Below are 20,899 nucleotides of genomic sequence, written 5' to 3' on the forward strand. Positions count from 1 at the left end.
CCCCGATTGCCCGGTTGTGGCCGTGCCGCGATTGCCGGATAACAGCGACAGGGGTTGCGCGCAGCAGAGGAAAAACAGCATGAATACCGCAAATCCGCAGGATCAGGGCCTGGATCCGCAGCGTCTGACACGGATTGCCGACTGGATGCAGCGCTATGTCGCACAGCGCAAGTTTCCCGGTGCGTCCATCCTGATCGCGCGCGATGGTCACGAGGTCTATTTCAACGCCACCGGCCAGCGCGACGTCGAGGCCGGGTTGCGGTTTGAACGCGACACGGTCGCGCGGATCTATTCCATGACCAAACCCGTCACCTCGATCGCCGCGATGATGCTGGTGGAACGCGGCCTGTTCCACCTCGATGCACCCGTGTCCGAGTTTCTGCCTGTGTTTTCCGACATGACGGCGCTGTGCGCCGATGCGACTCGCATCGATCAGGTCGAACCCTGCGCAACCCCGACGATCCATCAACTGATGACCCACACCAGTGGGCTGAGCTATCCGTTCAACCCCGGCCTGTTGCCGGCCGAAATGGACCGGCTGGACCTGATCTTTGGCCCCGATCAGGGCCTGCTGGCGGACCGGGTCGATCAGGTGGCGGGCCTGCCTTTGGCCTTTCAGCCGGGCAGACGCTGGGAATATTCCGTGGGCATCGATATTCTGGGCCGGGTGATCGAGGTGGTCTCAGGCCAGAGCCTGGCGGATTTCCTGCACCAGAACATTCTCGACCCGCTGGGCATGCACCAGACCGGCTTTCGCGTGCCGCCCGGCACCGGCGATCGGTTCGCCACGCTCTATACGCCGCTCGAAGGCGGCGCGATGGCGCTGCAGGCGGCAAAGCCCGGCGTGCAGACCCTGCGGCCCACAGACCGGGCCGGCGGTTCGGCCTTTGAATCGGCGACGCTGTTTTCTGGCGGTGGCGGGCTGGTCGGTACCATCGACGACTATATGGCCTTTGCCGAGATGATGCGCCTGCGCGGCAAATGCGACGCCGGGCAACTGCTGGGGCCGCGCACCGTGGATTTCATGATGCGCAACCATCTGCGCGGCGAAATTGCCGCGATGGGTCCGCAAAGCTTTGCCGAACAGCCTATGGAGGGCATGGGGTTCGGGTTGGGCGGCGCGGTGGTGCTGGACCCGGCACGCGCCCGCTGGCCGGGCAGCGTCGGCGATTACAGCTGGGGCGGAATGGCCTCGACCTATTTCTGGATCGACCGGGAACATGACCTGTCGGTGGTGTTTTTCACACAACTGGCCCCGTCCAGCGCCTATCCGGCGCGGGCCGAACTAAAGGCGCTGGTGCAGGGCGCGATCCTGTCATGAGCGAGGAACGCCCGATCCTGTGGCGCCCGACACCGGCGCAGGCGGACGCGACCCGGATGGCGGATTTCCTGCGATGGCTGCAGCGCGAGCGCGGGATGTCCTTTGAGGATTACAATGATCTCTGGCACTGGAGTGTCAGCGATCTTGACGGGTTCTGGTCGGCGATCTGGACCTATTTCGACCTGCAGTCGGATACACCGTTTAGCGACGTTCTGGCGGACCGACAGATGCCCGGCGCCACCTGGTTTCCCGGCGCGCGCCTGAATTTCGCCCGCCAGATCCTGCGCCAGGCCGAGCACAGCCCGGATCGCACTGCGTTGATCATGCAATCCGAAACCTTTGGCGATACCGAACTGACATGGGCCGACCTGGCCGCGCAGGTTGCCAGCGTTGCCGCCCGGTTCCGGGCCATGGGACTGGGTCCGGGCGACCGGGTGGCGGCGATTCTGGGCAATACCGACACGGCGCTGATCGCGTGTCTGGCGACGGCCAGCATCGGTGCGATCTGGTCGCTCTGCGCACCCGAGATGGGGCAGGCGGCCATTCTGGACCGGTTTCGCCAGATCGAACCCAAACTGTTGATCGCCCAGAACGGGTATGTGCATGCGGGCAAGACCTATGACCGGCGTGCGGTTCTGGCCGAAATTACCCAGGCGCTGCCTTCGCTGGCCCATGTCGTCTGCCAGCCGGTCACGGGACCGGTACCCCACGGCGCCATCGCCTTTGATGATCTGACCGGGGCGCCCGCCACGCTGGAATTCGCCGCCATGCCATTCGATCATCCGCTGTGGATCGTCTATTCCTCGGGCACGACCGGCAATCCCAAACCCATCGTGCATGGTCATGGCGGCATTCTACTGGAAGGCGTCAAACAATCGCTGCATCAGGATATCCGCGACACCGACCGATTTTGCTGGCTGACATCGTCCGGGTGGATCATGTGGAACGTGCAGATGGTGGCGCTGGGGCAGGGCGCGACTCTGGCCCTGTATGACTGCGCGGTCAATCATCCCGACCTGATGGAACCCTGGCGGTTCGTCGCCCAGCACGGCATCACCAGTTTCGGCGCCGGCGCCGCCTATGTCACCGCCTGCATGAAGGCCGGGCTTCGCCCAGGCGAGGGGCTGAACCTCGATGCCCTGCGCGCAATCGGAACCACCGGCTCGCCGCTGACATCCGAAGGCTATGACTGGATCTATCAGGCGGTGAAACCCGATGTCTGGCTGGCGCCGTTTTCCGGCGGTACCGATTTCTGTGGCGCCTTTGTCGGCGGCAACCCGATGCTGCCGGTGCGCGCTGGCGAGATGCAATGCCGGTTCCTGGGAAACGCGGTCCAGGCCTTTGACGCGCAGGGGCAGGCGCTGACCGCCGGCACCGTCGGCGAACTGGTCTGCACCGAACCCCTGCCGTCGATGCCACTGTTTTTCTGGGGCGACGCGGATGGCAGCCGCCTGCAGGACAGCTATTTCGACATCTATCCCGGGGTCTGGCGGCATGGCGACTGGATCGAGATCACCCCGCAGGGTGGCGCAGTGATCTATGGCCGATCCGATGCCACGATAAACCGACACGGCCTGCGACTGGGCAGCGCCGAAATCTATCAGGCGGTCGAGGCGCTGGACGAGGTGCTGGATTCTCTGGTGGTCGACCTGGAATACCTTGGACGCGACAGTTTCATGGCGCTGTTTGTGGTTCTGGCGCCCGGGCAGACCCTGGATAAATCGCTGAACGCGCGCATCCAATCGGCCATCCGCGAGGCGGTTTCGGCACGGTTCATTCCCAACGACATCGTGCAGATAGACGACATCCCGCGCACGATTTCCGGCAAAAAGCTGGAGGTCCCGGTGAAAAAACTGTTGTTGGGCGGCGAGGTGGACAAGGTGGTGAACCGCGATTCCATGGCAAATCCGGACAGTATTGATGTCTTTGCCGCATATGCCGCTGCTGGCAGGTTTGATTGACACAGTAAAAAGGCGCCGCAAATGGTCGAAGTTGCACGGGAATTACTGGAGCTCCTGGATGTCGAGCCACTGGAAGTCGATCTGTTTCGCGGCATCGGTTCAGGCGGCGAGACCACTATGCGCATCTTTGGCGGTCAGGTAATCGCCCAGGCGCTGGCAGCCGCCTACAGGACGGTGCCGGACCGGTTGTGCCATTCGCTGCACGCCTATTTCATCCGCCCCGGAGATCCGGGCATTCCGGTGATCTATTCAGTGGACCGGGCCCGCGATGGCGGCAGTTTCATCACCCGGCGGGTGGTCGCCATTCAGCACGGCCGGCAGATTCTGAACATGTCGGCTTCGTTTCATGTCGCCGAAGAGGGTTGGAGCCACCAGCATCCGATGCCCAAGGTGCCCGGCCCCGAAGGCCTGCCCAATCGCGCCGCGCTACGCGACAAATTCGTCGATCGCATCCCGGAGACGCTGCGCGCCGATTTTCTGCGTCCGCGCCCGATCGAAATCCGCGAGGTTGCGCCGCGCGACCTGATCGACCCGGAGCCGACCGGCGATGCCAACCAGTTGTGGTTCCGCATGGAGCACGCCGCCGGAGTCAGCCCGCAGATGCAGCATATTCTGATGGCTTATGCCTCGGACATGAACCTGCTGGGATCGTCGCTGCGCCCGCATGGTCTGACCTGGTTCAAACCGCAGGTGATGAGCGCCAGTCTGGATCACGCCATGTGGTTTCATGCCCCGATCCGGTTTCAGGACTGGCATCTCTATTCGATGGATGCGCCGTTTACCGGTGGTGGTCGCGGGTTCAACCGGGGCGCGATATACCATGCCGATGGCACGCTGGTTGCTAGCGTCGCACAAGAAGGTCTGTTGCGTCCGTTGCGCAAAAAGACTCCTCCAGACACAACCTAGGCCGGCGGACCGGCGGCGACCAAACCGGCGGTTCAGCGCGCGCGTGCACGCCCGCCAGCGGCCGTGATCGCCGGCTGTCCTGAAACGGGGCAGGGCTGCGCCCCAGGTCAGCGGTTGTCACGCGCCTGAAATCCCTGAACTTCGGCGCGGGCGACCACATGATGATGCACCTCGTCCGGGCCATCCGCAAACCGCAGGGTGCGCTGGCCGATATACATCTCGGCCAGTGGAAACCACTGCGAAATCCCGGCCGCCCCATGCACCTGTATCGCCTGGTCGATGATCTGGCAGACGCGCTCGGGCACCATCGCCTTGACCGCCGAGACCCAGATCCGCGCCTCTTTGTTGCCCAGGACATCCATCGCGCGAGCGGCTTTCAGAACCATCATGCGCATCGCCTCGATGTCGATGCGGGCGCGGGAAATGGTCTCCATGTTCTTGCCCAGATCGACGATGCGCTTGCCAAAGGCCTTGCGGTTGATCGCCCGGTCCAGCATCAGTTCCAGGGCCTTGTCGGCGGCCCCGATCGAGCGCATGCAATGATGGATGCGCCCGGGTCCCAGACGCAACTGGCTGATTTCAAATCCGCGACCTTCACCCAGCAGGATGTTTTCCCTGGGAACGCGCACGTTTTCCAACCGGATGTGCATATGCCCATGGGGCGCGTCGTCCTGACCAAAGACATGCATCGGGCCGACAATCGTGACGCCGGGGGCGTCCATGGGCACCAGTATCTGCGACTGTTGCCGGAACGGTTCCGCCTCTGGAGAGGTTTTGACCATTGTTATCATAATCTTACAACGTGGATCTCCAGCGCCGGAAATATAGAATTTCTCGCCGTTGATCACCCAGTCGTCACCATCCAGAACCGCGCTGGTTGCAATGTTCTTGGCATCGGAACTGGCGACATCGGGTTCTGTCATGGCATAGGCGGATCGAATTTCGCCGTTCAGCAGCGGCTGCAGCCATTGCCGTTTCTGGGCTTCGGTTCCGACGCGTTCCAGAACCTCCATGTTGCCGGTATCGGGCGCCGAACAGTTCAGCGTTTCCGAGGCCAGCGGATTTTTTCCGAGTTCGGCGGCGATATAGGCATAGTCGAGATTCGACAGGCCGTGGCCGGTCTCTGCATTGGGCAGGAAAAAGTTCCACAACCCGTTGGCCCGCGCCTTGGCCTTGGCCGTTTCCAGCAACTCCAACTGTCCGGGCGCATAAGACCAGCGATCGGTGCGTTCCTGTCCCAGGCGATGGAACTCTTCGGTGATCGGATCCACGTTTTCACGCATGTGACGGATGACGGCGTCCAGCAGCGGACGCGCGCCATCGGACATGGCAAGGTTGTTCAGTTCGGGCGGACAATGAGCCATCGACATGACAGGGATCCTCTGCGCTGGGCGTTTGCGGAGACAGTCCGATCCTTCCGTCCCACGCGAACCACGGGATCCCAATGACATTGTGGCCGCAAGCCGCAATTTGCTTTGCCCGGATGCTAAACTGGTTCACAAGGCCTGCCAATGGCGGGATTACCGATCATATTTGTTACCATAATACCGATTACGCGATATTCGGAGCCCGCACGTGCATTGTGTCGGTTCACACACGAACTGAGGCCCGGTTGATTGGAACTTAAGTCCAGCGAACTCGGCCTGAGACGCCATGTTTGTCCCGCACAGGTGACACACACTGTCACTGCTCTACCGCTTCGACGGTTGCTCTTACCGTCTTGAAAATCTGCTTCAGGTCGGCCTTTGGAATACCGCCAAACGCTAATCGCAACGCTTGAGGAACCGCAGTCGTTGCCGCGAATGGCTCGGCCCCGGATGCTGAAATCCCTCGCTCTTTCAACGCCGTGACAATCGGCTCGGCGCGCTTCCCCTTTTCTAGCCAGACCCATGCAAAACTGGCATTGGGGTGCGCGCTGACCGTCAGATCACGCAAGGTGGCATGGCAAAGGCGCTGACGCTCCGCTCCGTCTTGCCTGCGACCTTCTTCGGACTTGGCCAGAGTGCCATCCACAACCCAGCCCGTGACAAGCCCGGAAATCAGCGCGGGGGCATTCCAGGTCGTCGCCCTGATCGCTTCGAGAAGTCGGGGAACGTACTGCGGTGGAGTCACAAGGTATCCGAGGCGCAGCCCGGTCGCCAGGCTCTTGGAAAACCCTCCGACATGGATCGTTCGTTCCGGTGCCAGTTCGATGAAGCTCGGCTGCGGATCGGGTTCAAGAAAGGCGTAGGCGGCGTCCTCAATGATCAGCAAGTCATGCGCCCGTGCGACTTTGACGACGCGCTGCCGCGTAATCTCGTCCATGACCGATCCCAGAGGATTGTGCACCGTGGGCATAAGATAGACCGCCCGGAGCCTGCGGACCCGGCATTGGCGGTCCAACGCGTCTGGGTCCATTACACCGTCCGAACCTTCGACCGGAATGAGGTCCAGCCCCTGAAGCGCCGCAACCGACTTGAAGCCTGGATAGGTCAAAGCGTCGGTGGCGATGGCCTCGCCTCTCTGAAAAAGACCCAAGGCGATGGTTGCAAGGCCATGCTGACCGCCAGAGGTGATCAGCAGATTGTCCGGGGCGATCGGACCTAGAGTTTGCGCAAGGCTTTCAGCAATGATCCGGCGTTCGTGCGTACGCCCGCCATGTGGCTGGTAGCGCAACATCGCCTCAAGATCGCCAGCGGTCGATAGCCGCCGCAACCCTGCCCTGAGCGTTTCGGCGTCACCCGCGTCACCGGGCATGTTGAACACAAGGTCGATCAGGCCCTCCGTGTCGGTCTGATGAACGCCAAGCGTCGGCGGCAGGCCGAGATCGCGCACGAATGTCCCGCGCCCTGCTTCTCCGACAACTTCCCCTCGCCGCTCAAGCTCTTTGTAGATGCGGGTCGCGGTGGCCAGAGCGACATTGCATTGTTCCGCAAAGGCACGATGTGTCGGCAGCTTCGTGCCCGGTGCCAACTTTCCCTCGCGTATCGCGGCGGACAGGGTGTCGGCAAGGCTGAGGTATCTTGGTTTCTTCATAGGCCAACTGTATCTATTACAATATATAAATTGTCATGTATTATTTATCGTGGCATTCCGGCCCCAAGTCAGACTTCGAGGTCCGATCCATGTCAAAACCAATCCCGGCGGCGTTTCTTGCGCTCGGTCTGTTCACCGTCACCTTTGCGGTGAATCTTCAGGCTCCGCTCTATGATACCTATGCAGCGCAAAGCGATGTCGGGGCGACGGCCGTGACGATTGCTTTCGCGGCCTATGTCGGTGGGCTGATTCCAACGCTGTTTTTGCTCGGCGGACTTTCCGACCGAATCGGCCGACGGGTTCCGATTGCGCTCGCTTTGCTCCTGGGTGCCGCAGCGACAACGCTGCTTGTGCAGGCTCCGGGTTGGACCAGTCTTGTCGTCGCACGGTTCCTCCTCGGGATCGGGACCGGCCTCGCGACGACTGCGGGAACAGCCTACATGACAGAAATTCTGGGTGCCGGCCACGCGAAGAACGCGGCTCTTATCGTCACGTCTGCCACGTCGCTCGGCTTTGGTGGTGGGGCATTGGCGACGGGGATCAGTCTGGGGCTTCAGGGGCCGACGCTCGTGCCCGCCAGTTACATCGTCCTGTTTTTCATTGCACCCACCCTTGCCATGATCGCCCTTGCGCTGCCGCGCGTGGATACGCCTCGCCCTGTTTCTCTGCTGCGCTTGCCGGTGTTTCCGGCGGGCACATGGGTGTTCGGCGCGGCAATGGCCCTCGCGTGGTCCACCACCGGTATGACCATTGCGGTCGTGCCGCTGGAGCTTGCCGCGAATGAACTCGGCGGCTGGACCGGGCTGGTCATATTTCTGGCGATCTTCGTCGGGTTTCTCTGTCAGCCGATTGCCCACCGGATGACCAACGACCGGGCTTTGTCTCTCGGCTTCGCCCTGATCCCGCTGGGGTTCCTTGTGCTGCTGGCCGGGGTCTGGCTGAAGCTTTTGATCCTCGTTCTTCTGGGAACCTGCATCACGAGTGCCGCCAGCTACGGATTTACCTACCTCGCCTCGCTCGCCGAAGTCTCGCTGCGCGCTCCGGATGACCGCGCGCGGGCAACGGCGGGTCTGTTCGTCTATGCCTATCTCGGGTTTTCGCTGCCTGTGATTGCCAGCGGGGCATTGGCCGATCTACTCGGTCTCCTGACCGCCATGATGGTTTTTGCGGCCGTCCAACTGGTAGCGACCGCAGTCATCGTGACGGTTTGGAAGCAAAGGTCTTTGTCTTCCTCCGTCGCTGCTGAAGTGGGGTGACGCTTTCGGGGACACATCGCGCAATCCGTATTGGCCTGCAGGGCATTTACGGCCGCAGCCAATGACCACTCGGGCACCGATGCTTCAATGTGAGCCGTCAAACGGCCCAGCCGTTCGTGGGCGTTTCGTTCGGCCTGCGGCATTTCCTGACGGGCGATTTGGTGCGCGGGATGGTCGAAGCTCTGGCGTTGGAGACATCGTAGGTACCGCATCGTCCATGGTTTGGTGCGGTGATAAACCCGGCCGTGGCGCAGCAGAAACGCGGATTTGAGCTGGCGCGGTCCTTCGCGGCGCTTTCCCGGGCACGGACAAGGTCGCGCATTGCTTCACGGGGTTCGTCCGGAACCCAGATCGGCGTCAGTTCTCGGGCGCGAAACAGCCGCGCAAGACGCAGTGCATCCAGGCGGTCGGTCTTGACGCGCTCGCCGCGCGCATTGGGATCAATACGGGCGCGATCGCCGAACACCCGAATCCGAATGCTCGAACCTGCCGATATAGCCCGTACCCTGTCGGGCCGGCCTCGTTAGCAACAGCCACGCGTGACGCACGTTGGGCGCGCCTTCCAAGCAGGTTGTGAACGGACGCAGGTGAATTCTCAAAGTTTCCCCAGCCCGAACCTCGCCCCCGGGCGCCCTTCCCGCAACCGCGACTGCGAGCTCATCTTTCGAGACGTCGATCCCGACCCATGTCACTGATAGCTTGTTTTCCATGCCAATCCCCCATCGCAAATGGCGACATGCGCCGCCCTGCGATCAAGCTAAAGGCAATGCCCGTCGGAGGCGCCGCTCAAAAGACAGGCGGCCTTGCAATGCCCTTGCTACCGTTGCGCCAGGATGCTGACCGAAGGTCCACGGCAGATGTATCCGGGAAGATGAAAGAGAACCGCTTGCAACCTTTGCGGTATCAAGAGGTGAAGCCGTCTATGTGCAGGTATTCGCCAATGGTATTTATTCTCATAAAAACACGACGTAAACATACTGAAAAACCGACCTATGCGTCTCACCAGCGGCGTCAACCGACACACTGGATTCACGGTGTCACACCCGACCGCAATGATTTTTCAGAACCACGCCTAACCACCCGCAATCCCGTCAAAGGTCAACCTGGCCAGTTCCATGCTCCGCCCGCCCGTGTCGCAATAAAACAGCGCGGGTTTGTGCAAATCCGGCCACAGGGCCTGCAATTGCGCGACCTGCGCCGGGCCCGGACCGGTGGACGGGATCGGCAGATAATGCGCCGGGATGTCCGACAGTTCCGCCGCACGCGCGATCGCCTCGAACAGATATTGGGATCCGGATTCCCCATCGGGCCTGTTGCAGATCAGGCTTTTATAGCCCAACGATTTGATCTGGGTGATATCGGCGGGTTTCAACTGATCTGCCACGGCGATCTCGGGGCTCAGTTTTCGGATGTCCATCGCGGTTCCTCCAACGCTAACACATGCTGTTAGAGGAATGTAATATGCGCCCCCGTGATTGTTAAGTCCGAAACCGAAAAACGCCCGCCCGGCGAACTGCCGAACGGGCGTGATTCATGGCGGTGCAAGGGCGGTTAAAAGAACGCCTGCAAGCCGGTCTGGGCACGGCCCAGGATCAGCGCGTGCACGTCATGGGTGCCCTCATAGGTGTTCACGGTTTCCAGGTTCACCATGTGGCGGATCACCTGGAATTCCAGGCTGATGCCGTTGCCACCATGCATGTCCCGCGCCAGGCGCGCGATTTCCAGCGCCTTGCCGCAATTGTTGCGTTTGACGATCGAAACCATTTCCGGCGCGGCCTTGGCCTCGTCCATCAGGCGGCCGACCCGCAGGCTGGCCTGCAATCCCAGGGAAATCTCGGTCTGCATGTCGGCCAGTTTTTTCTGGAACAGCTGCGTCTGCGCCAGCGGCCGGTTGAACTGTTGCCGGTCCAGACCGTATTGCCGGGCAGCGTGCCAGCAGGCTTCGGCAGCGCCCAGGGCACCCCAGCTGATACCATACCGCGCCCGGTTCAGACAGCCAAACGGCCCTTTCAACCCCTGCACATGCGGCAACAGCGCGTCCTCGCCGACCTCGACATTATCCATGACGATTTCGCCGGTGATGCTGGCGCGCAGACTGGCCTTGTTCTCGATCTTGGGGGCGCTCAGCCCCTTGGTTCCCTTGTCCAGCACAAAGCCGCGAATCTTGCCGCCATGGGCATCGGACTTGGCCCAGACGACAAACACATCGGCGATCGGCGCGTTCGAGATCCACATCTTGGAGCCGTTCAGGACATAGCCGTTCTCGGTCTTGGTCGCGCGGGTCTTCATGCCGGCCGGATCGCTGCCGGCATCCGGCTCGGTCAGACCGAAACAGCCGATGAATTCGCCGCTGGCCAGTTTCGGCAGGTATTTGCGGCGTTGTTCCTCGCTGCCATAGGCATAGATCGGGTACATCACCAGCGAGCTTTGCACCGACATCATCGAGCGATAGCCGCTGTCGACGCGCTCGACCTCGCGCGACACCAGGCCATAACTGACATAGCCGGCACCGATGCCGCCATATTCCTCGGGCACGGTCACGCCCAGCAGGCCCATCTCGCCCATTTCACGAAAGATTTCGGGGTCGGTTTCCTCGTTGGCATAGGCCGCGGTGACGCGCGGCTGCAGTTTTTCCTGCGCATAGGCCCGCGCACTGGCCGCAATCATCCGTTCGTCTTCGGTCAGCTGGTCATCCAGGCGCAGCGGATCCGTCCAGTCGAACCCGCCCAGTTCCGGGGCGTCCTTGGCTTTCAGGGTAGGTTTTTCGGCGATGTTCATGACGGGCTCCTGCGCAGGGATGAATTTTCCGGCACTCTAGGTGGATTTGCGATCAAAGAACAACGAGACTTTTGCAACGCTTCATGAGTAAATATCATACATGACAGCACCACGCCGATTCCTGCCCTCGATCCCGTCCCTGCGCGCCCTGGAGGCGCTGGATCGTCTGGGCAGCGCCTCGGCCGTAGCCAGCGAATTGTCCCTGACCCAAAGCGCCGTGAGCCGGCAGTTACAGGCCGTCGAACATCAGATGGGCGTGGCGTTGATCCGGCGTGACGGCAAGCGGCTGACCCTGACACCGGCGGCGCGGAAATACGCCGCTGAAATTCGGCAGGCGCTGAACCAGATCGCGCAGGCGTCGCTGCGGCTGCAGGTGGCACCGCTGGGGGGTACGCTGAACCTGGCGATTTTGCCGACCTTTGGCATGCGCTGGCTGGTGCCGCGGTTGCCGGCGTTCGCCCGCTTGCACCCGGATGTGACCGTGAATATGGGAACCCGGTTGCAGCCATTCAACTTTGCCGCCGAAGCCTTTGATGCAGCTTTGCATTTCGGCAATGCGGACTGGCCGGACACTGACTGTCTGCTGTTGCGCCACGAGCAGCTTCTGCCGGTTTGCGCGCCGGAATTGCTGGGTGATCACCGCCCGGTGCCGCCCGACAAAATCCGTCGCATGCCGCTGTTGCATATCCAGACCCGGCCACAAGCCTGGCGCGACTGGTTCCAGGCGCAGAACGTTCCCGTCACCGAACCGCTGCGCGGCACCATGTATGATCAGTTTTCAACCATCACCCAGGCGGCGCTGCACGGGCTGGGCGTCGCATTAATGCCCGATTACCTGGTCGAACAGGACCTGGCTCTGGGCCGACTCGTGGCCCTGCAGCACCGGCCGACCGAGGCGCAGGGCGCCTATTACCTGGTCTGGCCGCGCGAAAAATCCCAGGACCCGGCTCTGCAAGCATTCCGCGACTGGCTGCAGACTCAGGCGCAGCCCGAAGACCCCCTGCCCCGATAGCTCCGCCCTGCCCGGCCCTCGTGCAATTGGAACCGGCGCACGCGACAGGGTGTGCGTACTAAAGATGCGCACACAGGGTCCGGGCCTCGTGGGCGCGCAGGCTGGGGCCGCGAGACGGGCAAATCCCTCGGGACGGCCCTGCGTCAGCGCCGGAAACAGCGCCCTTAACTCCCGCTGCGGGCCTTGATCCAGAGCGCTCAGGGAATGTTCGGAGAGAAAAAAGCTCTCGGTCAGCGCCCCCGCCGCGCGCACGATCACATGCTGGTCGAACATGATATGGGTGTAGCGGATGCGGTCGCGCGTCTGCAGCGACACGCCCGGCAGGCCGCTCAGATGCTTGGCCGCGACCAGTACTCCGGGCTGCCCGAGCAGCAATTCGGCCTGGGCGCTTTGAATGAACACGCGATGTTGTTGGGACAGAACCGGCCGGCGAACATTCCCAATGCTGCCCGGCGCAAAGACCACGGGCGCAAAGGCGCCGGTGCCCGCGACCTCGGTCGATCCGATCCAGCGCACCGGACACGGGCCGTGACTATGGGTCCAGGCGATCTGACCGGGTTGCAGATCCTCGGCACAAACCGGACCATCGGGGGTGTCGATGGGTGTGCGCGGCCCGAAACAGGGGATGAAATCCTTGTAGCGTGTATCGCCGATATTGTTGCCACCAACCTTGACATAGTTGGTGCCGTCCACCAGCGGCGAATGCGTCAAAAGTCCCCAGATGTCCGATGTGGTGCCGCTCTGCGACAGAACCGTGATGGTGACGGTCGGCCCGGTGGGATTGCCATCCCCGTCCGGCGCCCGCAGATGAATCAGCGATTCCGCTTCGACATGGGTGCCATTGGCGACGATTCCGCCGCCGTCCAGGACGACATGGTTGGCCGTGTCATCGTCGTTGAACCAGTCGGCGTCGTTCGCGTCCTCAACCGAGACAGTCGTGTGCCCCGCGCCGGTATAGGAAAAGACCGTTCCATCCGGCGTCGAGGAATTGTTGATGATCGAATTGCCGACCAGGCCCGCATCGGAAATGGAGCTGACCACCAAACCCGAGGCGTCGGTAATAAAAAAACTGCGGATGATCATGAACCAGCGACCAGATAAACCTTGCGCCGATCGGCCACTGGCCCCGGGGCAACCAAGGAAACCTGCCGACATGCGCGACTATTTTCAGGTTTCAACCTAGGCTGGGGCTACCAATGGGTTTTAAAGAAAATCCGCTAAGTATTTCAAATTAGCACGTATTAAATGCGCCCGATTGCAGAGGGCGGCGATGCGCGGATGTCACCCCAGCGCATAACCGGCCCCGCGCACGGTGCGCACCGGATCGTCGCCGCCATGCTGCATCAGAGCCTTGCGCAGGCGACCGATATGCACATCGACCGTGCGCGTGTCGACATAGATGTCGCGGCCCCAGACCCGGTCCAGCAATTGTTCGCGGCTCCAGACCCTGGCCGGCTTTTCCATGAAATTGCGCAGCAGGCGGAATTCGGTCGGCCCCAGCTTGACGGGTTTTCCCGCGCGCGTGACCCGGTGGGTTTCGCCATCCAGCACGATGTCTTCGAATTCCAGCCGGACCCCCACGGCCGAGGGCCGGCTGCGGCGCAACTGGGCACGCACCCGCGCCATCAGCTCGACCACGGAATAGGGTTTGATCACATAGTCATCGGCGCCGGTCTCAAGGCCGCGCACCTTGTCCACCTCTTCAGAGCGGGCCGACAGCATGATGATCGGGATGGCGCGCGTGGCATGGCGGGTCTTTAGCCGCCGGCAGACCTCGATGCCGCTGAGATTGGGCATCATCCAGTCCAGCACGATCACGTCGGGCGTGTCTTCGTCGACCACCATCAGGGCGTCTTCGCCGTTTTCCGCCTGGCAGACGCGGAAGCCTTCGGCCGCCAGGTTGTAGCTGAGAACTTCGCGTTGCGCCGGTTCGTCTTCGACCACCAAGACGGTGGGTTGATCCGCAGACATGGGATGTCTCCTATAACGAGATCGCCGTGGTGTCGGCCTTTGGGCGGGATTCGTCCGGGCGTTCACCAGTCACCAGATAAATCACCTGTTCGGCAATCGAGGTCACGTGATCGCCCATGCGCTCGACATTCTTGGCGATGAAATGCAAATGCATGCAAGGCGTGATGTTGCGCGCATCCTCCATCATGAAAGTCAGAAACTCTCGGAACAATGCGTTATACATCTGGTCCACCTCGTGGTCGCGCGTGATCACGTCGGCGGCCAGTTCGACATCGCGCTGGATATAGGCGTCCAGCGCATCCTTGAGCATCACCTCGACCTCGCGCGCCATGCGCCGCAACGCCGAGGCGCTGTCATTGACCGGCTGCATCTGCGACAGCACAGAGGTACGCTTGGCCATGTTCTTGGCGTAGTCGCCGATGCGTTCCAGATTGCCACTGATCTTGGTCACCGTCAGGATCAGCCGCAGATCCGAGGCGGCGGGCGCGCGGGTGGCGATCACCTTGGCGGCCTCTTCGTTGATCATCTCTTCCAGCACATCGATCGCCCGATCCTTGCCGCGGACCTGTTCCGCCAACTCTTCGTCGCGGGTTTCCAGCGACCGGGCCGCATCCATGATCGCGGCCTCGACCAGACCGCCCATTTTCATGATCCGCGCCTGGATGGTCTCGAGATCGCGGTCAAAGGCCGAAGCGATATGTGTTTCCTGCATCATCTGTGTCCCTTAACCGATCCGGCCGGTGATATAGCTTTCGGTGCGCCCGTCCTGCGGGTTGGTAAAGATCTGTCCGGTCTCGCCGAACTCGACCAACTGCCCGAGGTGAAAGAACGCGGTGTGCTGGCTGACCCGGGCAGCCTGCTGCATCGAATGGGTGACGATCACCACGGAAAAATTCTGCCGCAGCTCGTCGATCAGTTCCTCGACCTGGGCGGTGGCGATCGGGTCCAGCGCGCTGCAGGGCTCGTCCATCAGCAGAACCTCGGGCTCGGTGGCCACGGCCCGGGCGATGCACAGGCGCTGTTGCTGGCCGCCCGACAGCCCGGTGCCGGGCGCCTGCAGCCGGTCCTTGACTTCGTCCCACAGCGCCCCGCGGCGCAGGGCCCGTTCGACAATCTCGTCCAGTTCGGCGCGGGAATGCGCCATGCCGTGGATCTTTGGCCCATAGGCGACATTGTCATAGATCGATTTCGGGAAGGGGTTGGGTTTCTGAAACACCATTCCGACCTTGGCCCGCAGCTGCACCGGATCGACGCGCTTGTCATAGATGTCCTCGTCATCCAGCCGGATCGCGCCGGTGACGCGGCAGATGTCGATCGTGTCGTTCATCCGGTTCAGACAGCGCAGAAAGGTTGATTTTCCACAACCTGACGGCCCGATGAACGCGGTCACCGTGTTGCGGGCGATATCCACGTTCACATCCTGAATGGCACGGCTGTCGCCATAATAGACATTCACGTTGCGGGCGGTGATCTTGGCTGTTTCGGTGCTGACGGCACCGGCGAGCAGGGACATATCGTTCATAGCCAAATTCCTTACCAACGGCGTTCAAAGCGGCGGCGCAGCATTACTGCGACGGTGTTCATGGCGACCAGAAAGATCAACAGGATGATGATGCCCCCCCAGGCCCTTTCATAAAAGGCCGGATCGGCGCGTTTTGCCCATTCATAGATCTGCGCGGGCATGGCCGAGTTCGGGTCCAACAGGCCGGCGGCCAGACTGTCCGGTGCGTTCGAGGCGACAAAACCGACCATGCCGATCAAGAGCAGCGGCGCGGTTTCGCCCAGGGCCTGCGCCAAGCCGATGATGGTGCCGGTCAGGATACCCGGCGCCGCCAGCGGCAGGACATGATGAAACACCGATTGCATTTTCGAGGCGCCAACCCCCAGCGCCGCATCGCGGATCGAGGGCGGCACGGCCTTGAGTGCCGCGCGGGTCGAGATGATGATGGTCGGCAGGGTCATCAGGGTCAGCACCATGCCGCCCACCAGCGGGGCCGACATCGGCAGGTGCAGAACGTTGATGAACACCGCCAGACCCAGGATGCCGAACACGATGGAGGGCACCGCCGCCAGATTGGCGATGTTGACCTCGATCACGTCGGTCAGCCAGTTTTTCGGCGCGAATTCCTCGAGATAGATGCTGGCGGCGACACCGATCGGCAGGGCCAGCACCAGCACCACCAGCATCATGAACAGCGAGCCCAGCATCGACACCCCGATGCCCGCCGCTTCGGGGCGCTGATCCGAGGCGTCCGCGCCAAAGATAAAGGCCGGATTAAAGGTCTTTTTCAACACCCCCAGGGCAAGCAATTCGTCGGCAAAATCCAGTTGTTCGGCGGTGATCTTCTTGTCGTTGGCAATACTGGCGCGCGTGACCCGGCCCTTGAGATAGCCGTCGATCCGGCTGTTGGCGAGAAAGGTGAACTCGATCGTGTCGCCGATCCGGTCGGGATTGGCCAGCACGGAATTGCGCAGTTGCGCCGCCGCATCCTTGGACAGGATGGCGCCCATTTTCTTGGCGCTCAGCCCGGTGTCCAGTCCGGCCTGGGATGCCATGTTTTCAAAGGCGGCATTGATCAGCGGCGCATAGCCAAAGGTCGACACCTTCTTGATCTTGTCCAGATCACGGGTGCCGCTCTTGTCCAGCTTGGATTCCAGCAACTCGACCCTGAGCGTGACAAAGCTCTGCTGAAAGGCGCCGACGCCATTGACCAGGATCGTGGTCACCAGGGTGATCAGCATCACCAGGCCGATGGCAATCGCCGTCAGGCCATAGAACCGAAAGCGTTTCTCGGCGGCGTTGCGCCGGTCGGTGCGCGCATCGCGGGCAAACAGCGACCCGGCGCGCGGCGTGGATTGGCTGGTATCGGTCATTCATACTGCTCCCGATAGGTGCGCACGATATACAGCGCCAGAACATTCAGGCCCAGCGTCAGCACGAACAGCGTCAGACCCAGGGCAAAGGCGACCAGCGTCTCGGGGCTGGCGAAATCGGTGTCGCCCGTCAACTGGCTGACGATGCGGGTGGTGATGGTGGTCATCGATTCCAACGGGTTCAACGAGAACTTGGCGATCGCCCCCGCCCCCATCACCACGATCATGGTTTCGCCGATGGCCCGGCTGGCGGCCAGAAGAACCGCCCCGACAATCCCCGGCAGGGCGGCGGGCAGAACCACCTGGCGCACGGTTTCGGACTGGGTTGCGCCCAGGCCGAACGAGCCGTCGCGCAGCGACTGCGGCACCGCGTTGATGATGTCGTCGCTCAGCGAGGATACAAAGGGAACCAGCATGATCCCCATCACCACGCCCGCAGTCAGAACCGAGGTGGCACCGGCCATCCAATCGACGCCCAGCAGACCGTCCTCGCCGCGGCCAAAGACATTGACCAGCATCGGCCCCACCGTCAGCAGCGCGAACAGGCCATAAACGATGGTCGGAATACCGGCGAGGATCTCCAGCAGCGGTTTGGCTACGGCGCGCATCGCCTTGCTGGCATATTCCGACAGGTAGATGGCGGCAAAAAGGCCGACCGGTACCGCCACCGCCAGCGCGATGAGCGAGACATAGAGCGTGCCCCACAGCAGCGGCAGGAAGGACAATTCGCTGTCGCCGCGAAAATTCGGCGCCCAGGTCGCGCCAAAGAAGAAATCGGTCCAGGAATGCAGGCCAAAGAAGTTGCGGGTTTCAAACAGCATCGACAGCACGATGCCCAACGTGGTCAGGATCGCGATCGAGGCGGCCAGGATCAGCAGCGCCAGAATGCCCCGTTCGACGGTGTTGCGGGCGCGAAACCCCTTGTGGGTGCGCTTCAGCGCCAAGCCCAGCCCGGCCAGCGCCACCGCCAGAACCGCGCCCCACATCCAGCGCCCGGCAGCGCTGTCCAGTTTCCGGTATTGCTGGGCGGCGGCCAGCACACGGGGTTCGATGTCGTTGCCGATGGCAATGCCCACCTGCCCCATCAGCGCCCGCAGGTCGGTCGAGTCGCCGTTCAGCCGGTCTGCGGCCTCGGCGCTGATCAACTGCGTCTGAACCGCCTTGTCCAACCCGTGGGCGGCGCGGCGGATATCGCTCATCACCAGATCGCGGCTGGACCCGTCTGGGATCAGGTCGGCGGGAACATGTCCGGAGATGCGGGACTCGATCAGCATCGGTTGAACGAACAGCCACAACGCCAGCAGCACCAGCGCCGGCATCAGGCCCGACAGGGCGGCATTCCAGCCATAAAAGGCCGGCAGGGAATGCAGCTTGCGCGGATCCCCGTCCGCCGAGCGCAGAGCCCGGGAACGACCGGCGACATAGCCCAGTCCGGCCAGCGCGAATAGAATGAGGATGAGCCAGGTCAGGGGCATGAACCGTCCGCCGATATTCAGGTCGTTTCGGAAATGGCCGGCCGAGGCAAAAGACCCTGCCCCGGCCGGGTTGCGATCACGAGTTGCCGCCCAGAGTGGCCTCTTCGGCAACCGCGTTCTGGGTCTCGCCCAGTTTGGGGTCGGCAACCAGCCCGTACTCGGCCAGCGGGCCGTCGGGGCCGGCAATCTCGTCGGCGACGAAGAACTCGGCATAGTCCTTGAGGCCGGGGATCACGCCGATATGCGCCTTCTTGACGTAAAAGAACAGCGGGCGCGACACCGGGTATTCGCCAGTGGCGATGCTTTCGGTGCTCGGCACGATGCCGGACATGGTGGCCACTTGCAGCTTGTCAGTGTTGTTCTCGTAGAATGCCAGACCAAAGACGCCAATACCGTCCTTGTTGCTGTCGATACGGGCCAGGGTTTCGGTGTAATCGCCGTCAATATCGACCGAACGGCCATCGGTGCGCAGCTCGATACAGGCCTTTTCAGCAGCCTTCTTGCGCGCCTTTTCGGTGTCACCTTCGGCGACGGCCAGATAGGCCTCGAAATCGCCGGTGGCTTCGCAGCCGGCCAGAATCACCTTGTCCTCAAAGACTTCGCGGGTGCCGTGCTTGGTGCCCGGCACAAAGGCCTGGATCGGCTGTGCCGGCAGGGCCGGATCGACCTCGTTCCACATGGTATAGGGGTTGTCGACCAGTTGACCATCGACCTGGACCTGGCGCGAGATCGCCTTGTACCACTGGGTCGGGGTGAACTCAAAGGCATTGCCGCCGATGTCGCTGGCAAAGACGATGCCGTCATAGCCGATGCGGACCTCGATGATGTCGGTCACGCCATTGGCCGCGCAGGCGGCGACTTCCTTGTCGCGGATGCGGCGGCTGGCATTGGCGATGTCCACGGTGTTCTCGCCCAGACCTTCGCAGAACCGTTTCAGGCCGGCCGACGAGCCACCGGATTCCACCACCGGCGTCGGAAAGTCGAAATTCTCGCCAAAGGCTTCGGCGACGATCGACGCATAGGGCAGCACGGTCGAGGAACCGGCGATCTGCACCTGATCACGGGCGGCGGCAGCGGTTGCACAAACGGACGCAACGGCCAGAGCGGACGCGGTCACTTTGAAAACGGACATGAATGTCTCCTGATCAACTTAATTCACACGATCACCCGGTTGGTGATGCTGCGCCCCGTCTAAGCAGACCGCATATGGATTCTGTGACAGTCATGTAACGGCTTTATGACAGAGCAGACTTTCGGTGCCGGCGGGGGCCTTTTGGGCAGCTATTTCGGCAACAGAACCGAAAATGTCGCACCCTGGCCCGGCTGGCTGTCGACCTTGAGTCGGCCGCGATGCCGGTTGACGATATGTTTGGCGATGGCAAGGCCCAGCCCGGTGCCGCCCAGTTGCCGGCTGCGGTGGCTGTCGGCGCGGTAGAATCGTTCGGTCAGGCGCGGCAGATGCACCGGGTCGATGCCGGGGCCGCGATCAATCACCTGCACCCGCACCGCCGGGCCGCGCAACGCCGGTTCTCGGTCGATCTCGTGCAGCGCAACCGTGACCTGTCCGCCCGAGCCGCCGTATTTGATGGCGTTCTCGATCAGGTTGGTAAAGACCTGCCGCAACTGATCGGCATCACCGACGATCTGCACCGGCACCGGTGGCGCGGTCATGTCCAGCACGACCTTGCTGCTTTCGGCCAGCGGGTCCAGCGAATTCAGGGTCGAGCGCAGCAGCGCCGTCAGGTCGATCCGGCCGGTCGGGCGAACCCGTTCCTCGGCCTCGACCCGGCTCAGCGACAAGAGATCGCCCACCAGCCGGTTCATCCGGCTGGCCTCGCCCTCCATGATGTTCAGGAACCGGTCGCGGGCCTGCTCGTCGTCGCGCGCCGCCCCGCGCAGGGTTTCGATGAACCCGATCAGGGCGGTCAGGGGCGTGCGCAGTTCGTGGCTGACATTGGCGACAAAATCCCGGCGCATCTGCCCGGCCTGTTCCACATCCGCACGGTCCTGAAAACACACCATGACAGCCGAAGGCGTTTTCGGAGCCAATGCGGTCAAGTGCCGACAGGTGACATCCATCGGCGCCTGTTGTGTGCCGCTGCCGACGCCATATCGCGCCTTCTGTTCCTGACGCTCGGCAAAGGCCGCCTCGATCGCTGCAATCACCTGCGGTTGGCGCAGCACGTTGGCCAGATGCCGTCCGACGATCTCCTGCCCCAGCAACGCGTCCGCCTCGGGATTGGCTGCAACGATCCATTCGGTCGCATCGACGATCAGCGTCGGCACCGGCGTCGCGGCAAGCAGAGAATCGACAAACGCGTTGTCCATGC

At 62.3% G+C, this 20,899-nt stretch carries 17 protein-coding genes and 1 pseudogene; 5 read left to right on the top strand and 13 right to left on the bottom strand.

Annotated features, from left to right (window positions below; all coding sequences use genetic code 11):
- The first annotated feature begins 79 nt into the window (after positions 1 to 79).
- Genes ACFMPD_RS11280 through ACFMPD_RS11290 form a run of 3 tightly spaced genes read left to right on the top strand, consistent with a single transcriptional unit; the run spans position 80 to position 4,188 of the window.
- Entirely contained in the window at positions 80 to 1,321 is a 1,242-nt protein-coding gene (locus tag ACFMPD_RS11280; RefSeq protein ID WP_380994159.1) for a serine hydrolase domain-containing protein, read from the top strand.
- Positions 1,318 to 3,282, top strand: a complete 1,965-nt coding sequence (locus tag ACFMPD_RS11285; RefSeq protein ID WP_380994161.1) for an acetoacetate--CoA ligase — start codon at positions 1,318 to 1,320, stop codon at positions 3,280 to 3,282. Before ACFMPD_RS11280 ends, ACFMPD_RS11285 begins: the two co-directional genes overlap by 4 nt.
- A 21-nt stretch (positions 3,283 to 3,303) precedes the next feature.
- Entirely contained in the window at positions 3,304 to 4,188 is an 885-nt protein-coding gene (locus ACFMPD_RS11290) for an acyl-CoA thioesterase (RefSeq protein ID WP_380994163.1), read from the top strand.
- Positions 4,189 to 4,295: 107 nt separating this feature from the next.
- Here the strand turns inward: ACFMPD_RS11290 and ACFMPD_RS11295 are convergent, their stop codons facing one another.
- Entirely contained in the window at positions 4,296 to 5,558 is a 1,263-nt protein-coding gene (locus ACFMPD_RS11295) for an acyl-CoA dehydrogenase family protein (RefSeq protein ID WP_380994165.1), read from the bottom strand.
- A 313-nt stretch (positions 5,559 to 5,871) separates the two neighbouring features.
- Positions 5,872 to 7,203, bottom strand: a complete 1,332-nt coding sequence (locus tag ACFMPD_RS11300; protein WP_380994167.1) for an aminotransferase-like domain-containing protein — start codon at positions 7,201 to 7,203, stop codon at positions 5,872 to 5,874.
- 89 nt (positions 7,204 to 7,292) lie between these two features.
- Here ACFMPD_RS11300 and ACFMPD_RS11305 point away from each other — a divergent pair, with 89 nt between their 5' ends.
- Positions 7,293 to 8,459, top strand: coding sequence for an MFS transporter (locus ACFMPD_RS11305; RefSeq protein WP_380994169.1), 1,167 nt, complete (start codon positions 7,293 to 7,295; stop codon positions 8,457 to 8,459).
- Between the two features lie 97 nt (positions 8,460 to 8,556).
- Here ACFMPD_RS11305 and ACFMPD_RS11310 read toward each other — a convergent pair whose 3' ends face one another.
- The 3 genes from ACFMPD_RS11310 to ACFMPD_RS11320 all read right to left on the bottom strand — a co-directional run bounded on the left by ACFMPD_RS11310 (position 8,557) and on the right by ACFMPD_RS11320 (position 11,237).
- Positions 8,557 to 8,925 (bottom strand): IS110 family transposase, encoded by a 369-nt coding sequence (locus ACFMPD_RS11310; RefSeq protein ID WP_380994171.1) that lies wholly within the window; start codon positions 8,923 to 8,925, stop codon positions 8,557 to 8,559.
- A gap of 606 nt (positions 8,926 to 9,531) precedes the next feature.
- Positions 9,532 to 9,876 (bottom strand): protein tyrosine phosphatase family protein, encoded by a 345-nt coding sequence (locus ACFMPD_RS11315; RefSeq protein WP_380994173.1) that lies wholly within the window; start codon positions 9,874 to 9,876, stop codon positions 9,532 to 9,534.
- A gap of 134 nt (positions 9,877 to 10,010) precedes the next feature.
- Positions 10,011 to 11,237, bottom strand: a complete 1,227-nt coding sequence (locus ACFMPD_RS11320; protein ID WP_380994176.1) for an acyl-CoA dehydrogenase — start codon at positions 11,235 to 11,237, stop codon at positions 10,011 to 10,013.
- A 100-nt stretch (positions 11,238 to 11,337) separates the two neighbouring features.
- On the opposite strand from ACFMPD_RS11320, the gene ACFMPD_RS11325 reads away from it, so the two are divergent.
- The gene (locus ACFMPD_RS11325; protein ID WP_380994179.1) at positions 11,338 to 12,249 is read left to right on the top strand and encodes a LysR family transcriptional regulator; all 912 of its coding nucleotides are present in this window, start codon (positions 11,338 to 11,340) and stop codon (positions 12,247 to 12,249) included.
- A gap of 225 nt (positions 12,250 to 12,474) precedes the next feature.
- Here ACFMPD_RS11325 and ACFMPD_RS11330 read toward each other — a convergent pair.
- From ACFMPD_RS11330 to ACFMPD_RS11365, 8 genes and pseudogenes are all read right to left on the bottom strand, one after another.
- Positions 12,475 to 13,404, bottom strand: a pseudogene (locus ACFMPD_RS11330) (Hint domain-containing protein); the annotation flags it as partial.
- Between the two features lie 126 nt (positions 13,405 to 13,530).
- Positions 13,531 to 14,220: a phosphate regulon transcriptional regulator PhoB gene (phoB, locus tag ACFMPD_RS11335; protein WP_380994182.1), complete on the bottom strand. Its 690-nt coding sequence runs from the start codon at positions 14,218 to 14,220 to the stop codon at positions 13,531 to 13,533.
- A gap of 10 nt (positions 14,221 to 14,230) precedes the next feature.
- A complete protein-coding gene (gene phoU / locus ACFMPD_RS11340; protein ID WP_380994353.1) occupies positions 14,231 to 14,932 on the bottom strand; it encodes a phosphate signaling complex protein PhoU in 702 nt (233 codons plus the stop codon).
- 12 nt (positions 14,933 to 14,944) lie between these two features.
- A complete protein-coding gene (pstB, locus tag ACFMPD_RS11345) occupies positions 14,945 to 15,742 on the bottom strand; it encodes a phosphate ABC transporter ATP-binding protein PstB (RefSeq protein ID WP_380994185.1) in 798 nt (265 codons plus the stop codon).
- Positions 15,743 to 15,753: 11 nt separating this feature from the next.
- Positions 15,754 to 17,094, bottom strand: a complete 1,341-nt coding sequence (pstA, locus tag ACFMPD_RS11350; protein ID WP_380994188.1) for a phosphate ABC transporter permease PstA — start codon at positions 17,092 to 17,094, stop codon at positions 15,754 to 15,756.
- A complete protein-coding gene (gene pstC / locus ACFMPD_RS11355; RefSeq protein ID WP_380994190.1) occupies positions 17,091 to 18,569 on the bottom strand; it encodes a phosphate ABC transporter permease subunit PstC in 1,479 nt (492 codons plus the stop codon). The genes pstA and pstC overlap by 4 nt, the downstream gene beginning before the upstream one ends.
- Positions 18,570 to 18,645: 76 nt before the next feature.
- Positions 18,646 to 19,701: a substrate-binding domain-containing protein gene (locus ACFMPD_RS11360; protein ID WP_380994193.1), complete on the bottom strand. Its 1,056-nt coding sequence runs from the start codon at positions 19,699 to 19,701 to the stop codon at positions 18,646 to 18,648.
- Between the two features lie 149 nt (positions 19,702 to 19,850).
- The gene (locus tag ACFMPD_RS11365; protein WP_380994196.1) at positions 19,851 to 20,897 is read right to left on the bottom strand and encodes an ATP-binding protein; all 1,047 of its coding nucleotides are present in this window, start codon (positions 20,895 to 20,897) and stop codon (positions 19,851 to 19,853) included.
- Positions 20,898 to 20,899: the final 2 nt, after the last annotated feature.

Origin of the sequence: Sedimentitalea sediminis (assembly GCF_042687825.1) — a bacterium.
In the GTDB taxonomy this organism is placed as follows: domain Bacteria; phylum Pseudomonadota; class Alphaproteobacteria; order Rhodobacterales; family Rhodobacteraceae; genus Sedimentitalea.

Bases quoted from the DNA above. Each gene is read 5' to 3' on its own strand.
- ACFMPD_RS11280 (WP_380994159.1), top strand. From the start codon at position 80: ATGAATACCGCAAATCCGCAGGATCAGGGCCTGGATCCGCAGCGTCTG.
- ACFMPD_RS11285 (WP_380994161.1), top strand. From the start codon at position 1,318: ATGAGCGAGGAACGCCCGATCCTGTGGCGCCCGACACCGGCGCAGGCG.
- ACFMPD_RS11290 (WP_380994163.1), top strand. From the start codon at position 3,304: ATGGTCGAAGTTGCACGGGAATTACTGGAGCTCCTGGATGTCGAGCCA.
- ACFMPD_RS11295 (WP_380994165.1), bottom strand. From the start codon at position 5,558: ATGTCGATGGCTCATTGTCCGCCCGAACTGAACAACCTTGCCATGTCC.
- ACFMPD_RS11300 (WP_380994167.1), bottom strand. From the start codon at position 7,203: ATGAAGAAACCAAGATACCTCAGCCTTGCCGACACCCTGTCCGCCGCG.
- ACFMPD_RS11305 (WP_380994169.1), top strand. From the start codon at position 7,293: ATGTCAAAACCAATCCCGGCGGCGTTTCTTGCGCTCGGTCTGTTCACC.
- ACFMPD_RS11315 (WP_380994173.1), bottom strand. From the start codon at position 9,876: ATGGACATCCGAAAACTGAGCCCCGAGATCGCCGTGGCAGATCAGTTG.
- ACFMPD_RS11320 (WP_380994176.1), bottom strand. From the start codon at position 11,237: ATGAACATCGCCGAAAAACCTACCCTGAAAGCCAAGGACGCCCCGGAA.
- ACFMPD_RS11325 (WP_380994179.1), top strand. From the start codon at position 11,338: ATGACAGCACCACGCCGATTCCTGCCCTCGATCCCGTCCCTGCGCGCC.
- phoB (WP_380994182.1), bottom strand. From the start codon at position 14,220: ATGTCTGCGGATCAACCCACCGTCTTGGTGGTCGAAGACGAACCGGCG.
- phoU (WP_380994353.1), bottom strand. From the start codon at position 14,932: ATGCAGGAAACACATATCGCTTCGGCCTTTGACCGCGATCTCGAGACC.
- pstB (WP_380994185.1), bottom strand. From the start codon at position 15,742: ATGAACGATATGTCCCTGCTCGCCGGTGCCGTCAGCACCGAAACAGCC.
- pstA (WP_380994188.1), bottom strand. From the start codon at position 17,094: ATGACCGATACCAGCCAATCCACGCCGCGCGCCGGGTCGCTGTTTGCC.
- pstC (WP_380994190.1), bottom strand. From the start codon at position 18,569: ATGCCCCTGACCTGGCTCATCCTCATTCTATTCGCGCTGGCCGGACTG.
- ACFMPD_RS11360 (WP_380994193.1), bottom strand. From the start codon at position 19,701: ATGTCCGTTTTCAAAGTGACCGCGTCCGCTCTGGCCGTTGCGTCCGTT.
- ACFMPD_RS11365 (WP_380994196.1), bottom strand. From the start codon at position 20,897: ATGGACAACGCGTTTGTCGATTCTCTGCTTGCCGCGACGCCGGTGCCG.